At 72.3% G+C, this 12,002-nt stretch carries 10 protein-coding genes and 2 pseudogenes; 6 read left to right on the top strand and 6 right to left on the bottom strand.

From position 1 onward, the window contains the following. Both IO30_RS47215 and IO30_RS0128580 read left to right on the top strand, forming a co-directional pair. Window positions 1-99: pseudogene (locus tag IO30_RS47215) on the top strand (class II glutamine amidotransferase); the annotation flags it as partial. A gap of 446 nt (window positions 100-545) precedes the next feature. Next, a complete protein-coding gene (locus IO30_RS0128580) occupies window positions 546-1,772 on the top strand; it encodes a cytochrome P450 (protein ID WP_031147636.1) in 1,227 nt (408 codons plus the stop codon). A gap of 42 nt (window positions 1,773-1,814) precedes the next feature. Here IO30_RS0128580 and IO30_RS42230 read toward each other — a convergent pair whose 3' ends face one another. Beyond that, window positions 1,815-2,885, bottom strand: coding sequence for an AraC family transcriptional regulator (locus tag IO30_RS42230; protein ID WP_051902650.1), 1,071 nt, complete (start codon window positions 2,883-2,885; stop codon window positions 1,815-1,817). Window positions 2,886-3,288: 403 nt separating this feature from the next. Further along, window positions 3,289-4,446, bottom strand: a complete 1,158-nt coding sequence (locus IO30_RS0128590; RefSeq protein ID WP_031147641.1) for an FAD-dependent oxidoreductase — start codon at window positions 4,444-4,446, stop codon at window positions 3,289-3,291. 76 nt (window positions 4,447-4,522) lie between these two features. Between IO30_RS0128590 and IO30_RS0128595 the strand changes: the two genes are divergently transcribed. After that, entirely contained in the window at window positions 4,523-5,128 is a 606-nt protein-coding gene (locus IO30_RS0128595) for a TetR/AcrR family transcriptional regulator (protein ID WP_031147643.1), read from the top strand. Window positions 5,129-5,169: 41 nt separating this feature from the next. Here the strand turns inward: IO30_RS0128595 and IO30_RS0128600 are convergent, their stop codons facing one another. Continuing rightward, window positions 5,170-6,408, bottom strand: coding sequence for an MFS transporter (locus IO30_RS0128600; protein WP_199921105.1), 1,239 nt, complete (start codon window positions 6,406-6,408; stop codon window positions 5,170-5,172). A gap of 113 nt (window positions 6,409-6,521) precedes the next feature. After that, the gene (locus IO30_RS0128605) at window positions 6,522-7,724 is read right to left on the bottom strand and encodes a putative peptide maturation dehydrogenase (protein WP_031147647.1); all 1,203 of its coding nucleotides are present in this window, start codon (window positions 7,722-7,724) and stop codon (window positions 6,522-6,524) included. Window positions 7,725-7,828: 104 nt separating this feature from the next. On the opposite strand from IO30_RS0128605, the gene IO30_RS0128610 reads away from it, so the two are divergent. The 3 genes and pseudogenes from IO30_RS0128610 to IO30_RS48190 form a co-directional block, all read left to right on the top strand. Then, window positions 7,829-8,161: an NHLP-related RiPP peptide gene (locus tag IO30_RS0128610; RefSeq protein ID WP_051859694.1), complete on the top strand. Its 333-nt coding sequence runs from the start codon at window positions 7,829-7,831 to the stop codon at window positions 8,159-8,161. A gap of 89 nt (window positions 8,162-8,250) precedes the next feature. Next, on the top strand, window positions 8,251-9,117 hold the full coding sequence (locus IO30_RS0128615) for a GNAT family N-acetyltransferase (protein ID WP_031147651.1): 867 nt from the start codon (window positions 8,251-8,253) through the stop codon (window positions 9,115-9,117). A 457-nt stretch (window positions 9,118-9,574) separates the two neighbouring features. Then, window positions 9,575-9,850 (top strand): annotated as a pseudogene (locus tag IO30_RS48190) (IS5/IS1182 family transposase); the annotation flags it as partial. Window positions 9,851-9,866: 16 nt separating this feature from the next. On the opposite strand, the gene IO30_RS42235 reads toward IO30_RS48190, so the two are convergent. Continuing rightward, on the bottom strand, window positions 9,867-10,964 hold the full coding sequence (locus IO30_RS42235) for a DUF6183 family protein (RefSeq protein WP_051902652.1): 1,098 nt from the start codon (window positions 10,962-10,964) through the stop codon (window positions 9,867-9,869). A gap of 56 nt (window positions 10,965-11,020) precedes the next feature. Further along, window positions 11,021-11,869, bottom strand: a complete 849-nt coding sequence (locus IO30_RS0128625; protein WP_031147654.1) for an aldo/keto reductase — start codon at window positions 11,867-11,869, stop codon at window positions 11,021-11,023. Window positions 11,870-12,002 lie beyond the last annotated feature (133 nt).

The following is a 12,002-nucleotide window of genomic DNA, read 5'->3' on the forward strand; positions in this document are numbered from 1 at the left end:
GACCTCCCGGGTGCCTGGAACGAGGTGCCGGAGAGCACGTACGGCGTCGTACAGCCCGGGGCCGACGAACTGAGGCCCTTCACCCCGATACCGGCCTGAGCCGGACCCCACCTCCGGTAGTTCGCGGCCGAAGCCGGCTGGGCGTGGTGTTCGTCCATCGGTCCAATCTCCGCTGCGACCCGGACGGCCGCCCCACGCCCCCGGACCTGGGCCGACCTCCCGCCCCTTCCCTGAGTGCAGTGGCAGTCGCAGCCGAGCCCGCCGTCAAGAGCGGCCGCGCCGCTGCGTCCGGGTTCGCTCTGGTGTTGCCCTCTCGGGCAGGAGTGCGTCCGCAACCGGGGGCGGGGGCGGTGCGGGGGGTGTCGGTCCGCTCCCAGGTGTCCGGGGAACCACGTGGATCGCCTCATGTCACGGCCGTATGAGGCCAGTTCAGGCGTGGGGGCCGAAGCTCTGGCGACGGCGGTCGGTGTGGTGTTTCCTTGAGGGCGTTCGACGGGGCCGGCGGTGTGCCGGCGTGTCGGAAGCCGAGCTGATGGGGGATCTCCATGACCGCCGCGCAGCACGTCCCGGACATCCTGTCCAAGGAGTTCGCCGAGAACCCGTACCCGACGTACCGCGCCCTGCGCGACAGCCCGGACCTCGTCTGGCACGAGGCGACGCAGAGCTATCTCGTCTCGCGCTACGAGGACGTGGCGCGGGTGTTCAAGGACAAGGAATCGCTCTTCACCACGGACAACTACGCCTGGCAGGCGGAGCCCGTGCACGGGAAGACCCTGCTCCAGATGAGCGGCCGCGAGCACGCCACCCGGCGCGCGCTGGTGGCGCCCGCATTCCGCGGCAACGAGCTCCGGGAGAAGGTCGTCCCGCTCATCGAGCGCAACGCCCGCGAGCTGATCGACGGGTTCCGCGACACCGGGGCCGTGGACCTGGTGAGCGGCTTCGCCTCCCACTTCCCCATCACCGTCATCGCCGACATGTTCGGACTGGACCGATCCGGCCAGGAGCACATCGCCGGGTGGTACCGGGCTTTCGTGGCGTTCACCGGCAATCTGTCCGGCGACCCCGAGTGCGCCGCGGCCGGCGCCCGCGCCCAGGCCGAGTTCGCCGCGTACATGCTGCCCGTCATCGGCAACCGGCGGGACCGCCTCGGTGACGACCTGCTGTCCGCGCTCTGCACCGCCGAGGTCGACGGGGTGAGGATGAGCGACGAGGACATCAAGGCGTTCTGCAGCCTGCTGCTCACCGCGGGCGCCGAGACCACGGACAAGGCCATCGCCGGCCTCTTCGCGAACCTCCTGGCCAACCCCGCACAGCTGGCGGCCGTCCGGCAGGACCGCGGACTCATCGACCGGGCCTTCGCGGAGACGCTGCGCTACAGCCCTCCGGTCCACATGATCATGCGTCAGGCCGCCGCCGACGTCCCGATGAGCGCGGGCACCGTCCCCGCCGGAGCCACCGTCACCTGCCTGATCGGCGCGGCCAATCGCGACCCCGAGCGCTACGCGGACCCGGACCGGTTCGACATCCTCCGCGACGACCTGACGGCGACCACCGCCTTCTCCGCCGCGGCGGACCACCTGGCCTTCGCCCTCGGACGGCACTTCTGCGTCGGGGCGCTCCTGGCCAGGGCGGAGGTGGAGATCGCCACGAACCAGCTCCTCGATGCGATGCCGGACATCCGGCCGGCCGACGGGTACGACCCGGCCGAGCAGGGCGTCTTCACCCGCGGACCGAAGTCCCTGCGCGTGGAGTTCACGCCGACCGCAGGATGAGGCCTCCGTCGCACGCGGCGGGCGCCGCCGGGGAAGCCGCCGCTACGGGGCGTCCGGGCGCCCGGACTCCCCGTCGTCCGGGTGCTGCCCGGTGCGGCGCAGGGCGGCGGGGGTGGTGCCGTACCAGCGCTGGACCGCCCGGCGCAGGGCGCGGGCGTCGGCGTAACCGCTCCGGGCGGCGATCGAGTCGATGCTCAGGTCGGTGCTGCGGAGCAGCCGGGTGATGTGGACCCGGCGTACGGATTCCACCTCGCCGCTCCAGGTGGTGCCGTGTTCGTCGAGGCGGCGCTGGAGGGTCCGCGTGCTGAGGGCCATGCGCTGCGCCACCGCGGACAGGGTGGGCGTGGTCTCTTCGTGTGCGGAGGCCAGGGCGGTACGGAAGAGGTCCAGCCAGTTGTGCAGCGGGATCGCGGTGGCGAGCGTCTGCTCGGCGTGTCTTCGAAGAACCGTCGACAGGCCCGGCTGGCTGTGCGGCGCCGGCCCGTCCAGGTCGGAGGTGAGGAAGGTGAGCGAGCTGACCGGGGCTTCGAACTCGATGGCGCGGGTGCCGAAGAGCTCGATCAGCGCGTGGTGCTCGCGGGGCGCCGCCGCGGCCAGGGCGACCCGGACCGGAACGAGGCGCCGCTGCGCGGCTTCGCTGAGACGGCGCTGGTACAGGCCGAGCGCACAGGCGCGTACGGCGCACGCCGCCTCGTAGGCCAGGTCCGCCTCGTTGAGGTGGCTGATGGTGACGCGGTCGCCGTCCTCGGTGATCCGGAGGTTGTCCGTACGGGTGTCGAGCACGGCGGAGAGGTAGGCCGAGGCGTCCCGGATCCCCTCCAGGGGGCTGGGCGCGGAGGTGATCAGGTAGTCCCAGACCCCGAGGCTGCCGACGGGTGCCTGCTGTGTCATCAGCAGGGCCACCTCGGTCCAATGGGCGTGAACGGTCGTCAGTTCCGCGATGCGGATGCTCGTGAGGGCGGGGGGCCGGCACAGGTCGTCGTTGAGGTGTTGCGACGCCATGCCCAGCAAGTGCACGTATCCGGCCGGGGGTATGCCGAGCAGACGTGCGGCGTTGACGTTCAGCCGGGTGAGGGCGGAGGAGGTGGTTCCGTGATGCGCAGGCGAGGACACGGGGGCTGAGCATAGACCAGCTCGAATTACCAGAGCATCATCGGATCTTGGCGCCTGCTGTCCCCGACGAGGCGTGCAGAGTCCCCTCTGGCGCGTCCGGTCCCCTTGCTGGCGCGTGCAGCCATGGGCGGAGTGATCTTCCCGGCCCTAGCGTGGTCATCGTTCCCGCACCTGATGCGGAGAAGGCCGTGTCGGTCGTGACCCCGCCCGTCGAGCGGGGCCATCTCGGGCGCGGCGTACGGGAGATCCCGGCCGGCGCGGAGCCCCCCCACGGGGGTGGGGGGCCCGCCATGCCGTGGAACCGGGTGTGTCTGGGGCCCTGTGCCGGGCACCTCCCGTCCCTGTGCCGGGCACCTCCCGTCCCTGCGCGGGGTACCTCCGGACCGTACGTCAGACCTCCGCCCTACGCGGGGAGGACGAACCCGTCGTACAGGTCGTCCAGCGCGCGGAACGCGATCCGGGCGGGCATCGCCCTGACGGCGAGGTTCCGGGCGCCGGCCGCGAGGGGGTGGCGCAGCCCGGCCAGTCGGCCGGCGCGGCGGGCCCGCACCCGGATGGCATCGGTCCGGTCCCGCCGGGCGGCGGAGTACGCGGCGAGGGCGTGCGGAACGCCGTCGGGGCCGCTCCTGTCCAGCAGGTGGGCGAGGATCACGGCATCCTCCACGGCCTGGCATCCGCCCTGCCCCAGATTGGGCGTCATGGCGTGGGCGGCGTCACCGATCCAGGCGATCCGGCCGTGGTGGAGGCGGGGGAGCGGGGCCGCCAGGTCGAACAGGTCGTGCTGGAGCAAGGATGCGGGCTCCAGCCGCTCCAGCAGGGCCGGGACCGGGTCGTGCCATCGTCCGAACCGCTGTGCCAGCACGGCCCGTACGTCGGCCGGCCGGGTGCCCTGCGGCGCGAAGGCGGTGGCGTAGAGGTACACCCGCCCGTCGGCCAGCGGCACGATGCCGAACCGCTCGCCGCGCCCCCAGGTCTCCGAGGTGAGGAGGTCCGGCAGTCCGTCGGCGGGTACGACCGTCCGCCAGGCGGTCTCGCCGCTGTAGTGGAGTCCGGGATGGCCGGGGAAGTACCGGCGGCGCAGCGGGCTGTTGATCCCGTCTGCGGCGACCACCGCTTCGGCGCGGACGTCACCGTCGTCGGTGCGGACGAGGGGAGTGCCCCCGGCGTCACGGACCTCCCGGACGGCGGTCCCGTACCGCAGGACCCCGGCGGGCAGTTCCGCAGCCAGCCCGCCCGTGAGGGCCGTGCGGTGGACGGCCAGCGGCGGGCGTCCGTACCGCTCGGCCAGCGCGGCGTTCCCCGTCCGGCTGAGCCATGCGCCGTCGGGCCGCCGCACGCCCGTGGCGGCGGGTACGGCGCTGCCGGTCGCCCGTTCGACGTCGAACCCGATGGCGTCGAAGGCGCGCAGTGCGTTGGGTGCGAGCACGATCCCCGCGCCGAGGGCGGCGGCCCGGTCCGACCGCTCGTACACGGTGACGTCCCAGCCGCGCCGGTGCAGGGCCACGGCCGCCGTGAGCCCGCCGATCCCGGCTCCCACCACGACCACCCGACGTCGAGACATGCGTGCTCCTTCCAGCGGCCCTCTACATCCGTAGAGGCAGCTCGTGAAGGTCACTCTACAGCTGTAGAGTGACTGCATGTCCACCGCAGACCGCCGCACTCTGATCGCCGACACCGCCATCGCCACCGTCGCCGCCGCGGGCCTGCGCGGCCTGACGCACCGGGCGGTCGACACCGCGGCCGGCCTGCCCGTCGGCAGCACCTCGTACTACTTCCGCACCAGGACTTCCTTGATCCAGGCCTGCTACGGGCGACTGGCAGAGCTGGACCTGGCGGACGTGGACCAGGACGCGCCGACGGCCACGGGTGCGTTCTCGACCGCGACGGGCCGGAGCGAAGCGGCGGCGGCCCTCGCCTCCGTCCTCCACCGCTGGCTGACCACGGGCCGCGCGCGCCAACTGGCCCGCTTCGAACTCAGCCTGGAGGCGGCCCGCAATCCGGACCTGCGCACCGGGCTGCATCAGGCGGGCCTCGGCGCCCGGGCCCGCGCGGCCGGCATCCTCGCGGCCCTCGGGGCCGACCGCCCCGAGGAGTCGGCCGAGCTCATGGTCGCCTGGACCGAAGGCCTTCTCTACGACCACCTGGCCGGAGCCCTCTCCGCCACGCGCCCCACCCCGACCCTGCCCGCCCTGACCGCGACCGTCCACCGCATGCTGGACGCGGCGCTGGCGCAGGAACCGTAGGAGCCGCAGGACGGACCCGCGCGCAGCCCGGGGCCCGGCTCCTATCGCTTTGGCCGCCGGGTCGCGTGCGCGGTGCAGGCTGCTGCGAGTCCGAGGACGCTGATCGAGACGGCCGAGAGCGCCAGGGTCCCCCCGGCTCCGAGCGCGGCCACCAGCGGGCCCCCGAGCGCGGTGCCCAGCGGGACGGAGAGCACGCGGACCGCGGAGCTCGCCGCAAGCGTCTGGGGGAGCGCGTCGCGGGGGGCCGAGCGCTGGAAGAGGGCGGTGGACAGCGCCGCGTACGGGGGCCAGAGCAGACCGGCGACGGCGAAGCCGGCCAGGGCCGCCCACGTCGGTGCGCCGAGGCCGACCGGGAGCAGGAAGACGCCGAAGGCGATGACGATGCCGGTCGTCGTCGGCCACATCGGAAGGCGGCTCAGGTAGCCGGTGAGCAGGGAGCCGAGGACGGCGCCGAGGCCGAAGGCGGTGTAGAAGGCGGCCAGCAGTCCGGCGGCTGCGCCCAGGTCGTCCGAGACGTGCAGCGGCAGCGCCACGTACAGGGGGCCGAAGAGGAAGAAGAAGGCGAAGCTCAGGCCGAGGAGCCCCAGCAGGGCGGGCGTACGGCGGATGACGGCGAAGCCCGCAGCGCGCGAGCTGCCGGCCTCCGGCGCGGGTGCCGGGTCCTGCGGGACGCCGCGGAGGAAGGTGACGGCGAGCACGAGGAACGTCGCCGCGTCGACGGCGATCACCGTCGCGGCACCGCCCCAGACGATGAGGGCGCCCGCGAGGGGCGGGCCGATGACGGTCGCCAGTGAACCGACGCCGGAGAGGACGGCGTTCCCTGCCAGATGGTCACGCTCGGGCAACTGGCGGGCCAGGAGGGTGTAGATGCCGGCCTGGCCCCAGGCGTGCAGGACGGAAGAGACGGCGAGCAGTGCGACGTACAGCTCGATGCCGAGCACCCCGAAGGCGTGACAGACGGGTATCGCGCCCAGGGCCGAGGCGCGCAGCAGGGCGTCGTAGCCGACGAGCCGGGCGGGAGGCAGCCGCCGCAGGAACCTGCCCAGGACGAGGGCGCCCACGGCACCCGAGAGCGTGTAGGCGGCCGCAGCCAGCGCGACCCACGGGCCGCGGGCCGTCGCGGGGGCGAGTTCGACGGCCAGCCAGCTCACCGCGACCACGGCCATGCCGTCACCGAGGGACGACACGGTGAACCCCGGCAGCAGGCGCCGCAGTGTCGAGTGGCTGACCACCGGCCAGTAGGGAGAGGCGCGGACCATCCGGGCCGGACTCAGGTGCACGGCGACTCCAGGGGCTGAGAGGTGGCCAGGCGGCCTCGTCCCCTTCATCCTGTCCGCGGTCCCCGCAGCCCCACGGTCCTTTCACGCTGGGCAGAAGCCCGCCCCGAGGGCGGTCAGGCGCCCTCGGCTCCCTCTTCGGATGCGTCCGCCGTCCGGAGCCAGACCTCCTCGGCCGGATCGAACTCGCTGGTGGTCATCTCGGGTGCGCGCCAGCCGAAGCCGCAGACCGCCAGCGGGCCTTCGGCCAGCGGGTCCAGGCCGAAGCCGTGCTCGATGTCGACCTCGTTGATCGCCGAGGTCACGAAGGCGCCGAGGCCGAGTTCGGTCGCACTCAGGTACAAGGTCTGGGACAGGTGACCGCTGTCGAGCACCAGGGCCCGGTAGGCCTTGGCGTGGTGACGGTACTTCCAGAAGCTGCGTGCGTAACGCGGCGCCAGGACCGCCAGTACGGGGGCGTCGGAGAACCAGTGCTGGCCGGCCAGGGCGCGTCGCGCGAACTGCTCCAGTGGTTCGTCCGGGGCGGGCAAGCGCTCCAGGACGTGATCCACCGAGTGGTAGTGGTACAGCCCGGGAGCGAGACCGTCGACGTTCTGCACGATCAGGTAGGCCTCGGTCGGGTGCAGACCGCCTCCGGAAGGCGTGTGCTTCTTGAGGAACACCGTGTCGTCGTCGACCCGTACCTGCGACTGTGCGGCGAACACGCGCTGGAGCATGTGCGCGCACAACGTCAGCGGCAACGCCCGCTCGCCGTCGAAGTTGCGGCAGGTCGCCCGCCGCGCCAGCATCGCATCGAACTCGTTGCCGTCGATGCGCGGCAACGGCACCCGGTCCGGTGCGTCCTTGCGCTCGAAGGCGTGCGTGGGCGGCGGGCCGAGCTTGCGCCGCAGATCGGCGGCGGTGGTCATCTCGTTGGCTTCCATGCGGCTGACGCTGTCGAGGCCTTCCCACCGCGCGAGCCGGTGCATCATCGCTGCGGGCGGCCACCAGTGACCGGCGCGCAGTACTTCGTCGCGTTCTCGGTGCGCGGCGCGGCGTCCGTCGTCGGCGATCACCAGGCCGCTGTCGATCAGCTCGGCCAACAGGGCTGATTCCTCGGCGTCCAGTGAGTCGGCCTCCTGCCATTCGCCGGGGCTCAGCCGGCCGAGCAACTCGCGGTGCGGCGCGTCGACCTCGACCTCCGCGTCGAGATGCGCGGCCAAGGCCAGCCAGCGGCGGGTGCGGCTGAGGCCGGCACCGCCGGTCAGCAGCGATTCCAAGTCGAAGTCCACCTCTTCGCGAGGCTCCAGGAACAGCACGGTGCAACGGCGAATACGCATCGGGATCCGTTCGGCGGACGGCGGATCCGGAGTGCGGGGATCCGGTATCGACGGCGCCACGGAAAGGCTCCCGTGCCACACGATGGGCGGCTATGGTTTTTATCATGCGGACTCAGGCACCGGGGAACGAGAAGCTGCACCTTCCGGCCGACGTCGTCGACCGTCTGCTCGATCTGCTCGCCACCGACGACGCCTTCCGCGAGCTGTTCCAGCGGAACCGCCACGCCGCCCTGGTCCAGGCCGGTTACGGGCTGTCCGAAGAGCAGTTGCGGGCGGCCTCGCCGTTCAGCTGCCTGACCGTGGACCGACTGGCGAGCAAGGCGGCCATCGCCGACGCCCGCGACCAACTGCGCTCCTACCTGCTGGCCGACGGGACGCACACCGTCGTCTTCGCCCTGGCCGACGACTCGATCCCCACGGTGCTGCGCACCAGCTGAGCGGACGGGTCCACGGCGTGTCCTGTCGATCTGGGGGGCTGGGCAAAACCGGGTGCGGCCGGTCGCCGCGATGGTGTGAGATGCGGGACATGACGATCGTTCTGACCGAGCCCGGCGTCGATGGGCTGACCGGGGTCGTGGATGCCCTCCGCGGATGGCAGGAGGACCGCACGCCCCTACAACTCCATCCGGGAGACCTCGGCTGGGCCTGGGCGCTGGGCGCGGAGAGGCTGGCCGCGGCCGTCCGCACCTGGAGCGTGGACGGACGGATCATCGCCGTCGGATACCTGGACGGCCCTGATGTGCTGCGCCTGACGACCGCGCCGGATCTGCGACATGACGGTGATCTGGCGCGCCAGCTCCTGGCGGACCTCGATGATCCGGAGCGCTGGGTCCTGCCGCCCGGGAAGGTCGGCCTCGAAATCCCCAACGGCGCCCTGCTCCGCGAGGTCCTCTTGGAGGCGGGCTGGACTCCGGACGAGCCGTGGACGCCGCTGCGCCACGACCTTGCCCAGCCGGTGAAGGACTCCGGCCTGCGCATCGAGGTAGCCGGTCCGCAGACGGCGGGGGTGCGGACCGCAGTGCATCGCTCGGCCTTCGGCAGCCCGGCGTTCACCGAGGAGAAATGGCACGTCCTCGCAGCCGGGCCGGTCTATGCCGACGCCCGCTGCCTGATCGGCTACGACGACCAGGACAACGCGGTGGCCGCGGCGACGGTCTGGTCGGCCGGGCCCGGCAAGCCCGGCCTGCTGGAGCCGGTGGGCGTGCACGCCGACCATCGCGGTCGCGGTTACGGGACGGCGATCAGCGTCGCCGCTGCGGCGGCGCTGCGTGAACTGGGCGCATCAAGCGCACTCGTCAGCACCCCGACCTCGAACGCCGCCGCCGTCGCCGCCTACAGGGCAGCCGGATACGAGCCGTCGTCCGAACGGCTGGACGTCAGCCGAGCCGCCTGAAAATGATCAGGCGGCGGTACCGGACAGGCCACGTCGGGCCGCTGACCCTGGCTGGCCCGAACGCCCCTTTGAGGACATGGGGTAGGCCGGGGTCGGTGCCGGAGCGGTATGGGCCGCGGAAGATCTGCCATGAGCGGCTGCGCCGGTGTTTTCGGGACGATCGAGTGGGCGGCGTCGGTCGACTCCACTGTCGCCCGGCCCGTCAGCATGCGGCAGGGGCCCGGAAAAGGGGGCTGCGGTACGTGGCCGGTTGCGCCGGTCGGCGGCAAGGCACTGGGACGATCCGGCGGCGGGTTGAGCCCAAAGTGCACCTGGCTGTGGACGGGCGCGCCCGCCGTCCACTGTCGATCCTGCTGACGCCCGGACAGGCTGGTGACAAGCCGCAGTTGGTGCCGCTACTGGAGGCGATCCGGGTGCCCCGGCCGGGGCCGGGGCACCCCGGTCGCGGCCGGATCCGGTCATCGCCGACAAGGCACACTCCCCTCCGTCTACCCGCGCCGAGCTCCGCCGGCGCCGGATCGCCACCACCATCCCCGAGCGTGCTGATCAGAAATCCCGGCGCCTCGGCCGACCACCTTGCTTCGACCGCGACCTCTACCACGACCGGAACGTAGTCGAGCGCTGCTTCAACCGGCTCAAGCAATGGCGCGGCCTGGCCACCGGATATGCCAAGCGCGCCGCGATCTACCGAGCCGAAGTCGTCATCGCCGCCATCATGATCTGGCGCTGCTGATCGGCCGGACAGGCACCTAGTCGGTGCAGGTTGCCGCCAGCACCGCCAGGCGGCAGCGGTCGGGGGAGAGGGCCACGATGCCGTAGTCGTAGATCTCGTTGTGGAACCAGGCCGAGTCGCACTCGAAGTGGAACCACGTGCTCTCCAGCACCTGACGTTCCACCTCCTGGGCACTAGCGTCGAGGGGCGCGCCGCTGAGCCCCGTCAGCGACCACCAGGCCGACCGGCGGCCGAACGCGCCGTGCACCCCGTGGCCGTACACGCCGCCCATCGACGCGGTGCTGAAGAGGATCCGCCAGATGTCCGCGGGCGAGCGCCGCGCGATCGCGAACCGGGCGTCGGCGCCGAGCCCTTCCACGCACTTCATCGGCAGCGAGGGCACCAGGGCCGGCACCAGCGCGGGCTCCACCGGCGCCTCCAGGGCGAAGACCCAGGCTCCGAAGTCCCCGAAGTCCCCCGCGCTGGGCGCCGCGACGAGGGCCTCGTGGACTTCGACGGTCGCGATGTCCCGCAGCGACGAGGGCACGTGCCGCCGCGGCGTCGGCGGGTCCGCGCGCCCCTCGCCGCCGAGACCCGTCCACGCGCCGCCCGCACTGCCGTTGACCGACCGGCTGGGGAAGGGGGCATCGGTCTCGAACGGGCGCAGATCGGTCGGCAGCCAGGACAACGCGAACCAGTCCTGCCGCGCGACCGGCCGCAGCGCCTTGACGTCGATGCCCCGCAGCAGCAACTCGTGGAACAGGCAAGCCCGTAGCGCGTCGAGCCCGTCCGACACCGGGCGCCGGTACAGCAGCTCGGCGAGCTCGTCCGGCCGCTGCGCCTCGGCGAGGAGGGAGGCGATGAACTGCGGCTCCGTCCCGGAGCGGCCGAACGGGCCGCACTCGTCCAGCAGCCGGATCAGCTGCGCGAGGCTCTCGCGGCCAGGAGTGAGGGCGAGCGTCCGTACGATGCGGGCCAGGCCGCCCTGGTAGGCGCGTACCCGGCCGACGGCGGCATCGAGCTCTGCGGCGAACTGCGCCCCCAGTTCTCGTACGGAGCTCAGGTCCCCCTGCCGCACCCGCGATTCGGTCTGTTCCCATACGAGCTTGTCCAGCTCGCGCGCTTCAGCGTTCACAATCCGTCACCCTACGGCCAACGGATCGGGCGGTGTGCCGGTGGCGCCGGCGCCGGTCAGTCGTGGATGCGGGCGTTGCCCAGCTGGGTGGCGGCGGCCGGGTCCCGGTGGTCGAAGAAGACGGAGCGCCCGGTGTCCAGTGCGGCGATGCGGGTCATCTCGTCCTCGGAGAGCTCGAAGTCGAAGACGTCGATGTTCTCCGCCATCCGGTCGGCGCGGACCGACTTAGGGATGACGACCACCTGACGCTGGACGAGCCAGCGGAGCACGACCTGTGCCACCGACTTGCCGTGATCCGCACCGATCCCGGTGAGCACCGGGTCGGAGAAGAGGCCGTTCCGGCCTTCGGCGAAGGGGCCCCAGGACTCGATCTGCACCCCGCGCTCACGCATCAGATCCTGGTCGGTCGTGCGCTGGAAGAACGGGTGGGTTTCGATCTGGTTGACCGCGGGCGTGATCTCGTTGTGGTCCATGAGGTCGACGAGACGGTCGGGGTAGAAGTTGGACACGCCGATCGCCCTGACCCGGCCTTCGCGGTGCAGACCCTCCATGGCGCGCCAGGATCCGTAGACGTCGCCGAAGGGCTGGTGGATCAGGTACAGGTCGAGGTGGTCGAGACCGAGGTGGCGCAGCGAGGTGTCGAAGGCGCGCCGGGTGTTCTCCTCACCGGCGTCCTGCACCCACACCTTGGTGGTGATGAACAGCTCCTCCCGGGGGATCCCGCTGCTCCGGACGGCGCGGCCGACCGCCGCCTCGTTCTGATACGCGGCGGCGGTGTCCAGGAGCCGGTAGCCGGCGGCCAGGGCCTCCGTCACCGCCCGTTCCGTCTCGGCAGGAGGAATCTGGTAGACGCCGAAGCCGAGGACGGGCATGTCGACGCCGTTGTTCAGGGTGACGGTCCGCATGAGGTCTCCTTCTGCCGCAGCCGACGGGGCCATCCGTAGCCCGGTGGCCTTCCGCCACGTTCCCGCGCCCGGGACGTTCACGCGAACGGAACCCCAGGCTCCGCCCCCGCCCCCGCCCCCGGCTCCCGGCTCC

Origin of the sequence: Streptomyces xanthophaeus (genome assembly GCF_000725805.1) — a bacterium.
GTDB lineage: Bacteria > Actinomycetota > Actinomycetes > Streptomycetales > Streptomycetaceae > Streptomyces > Streptomyces xanthophaeus.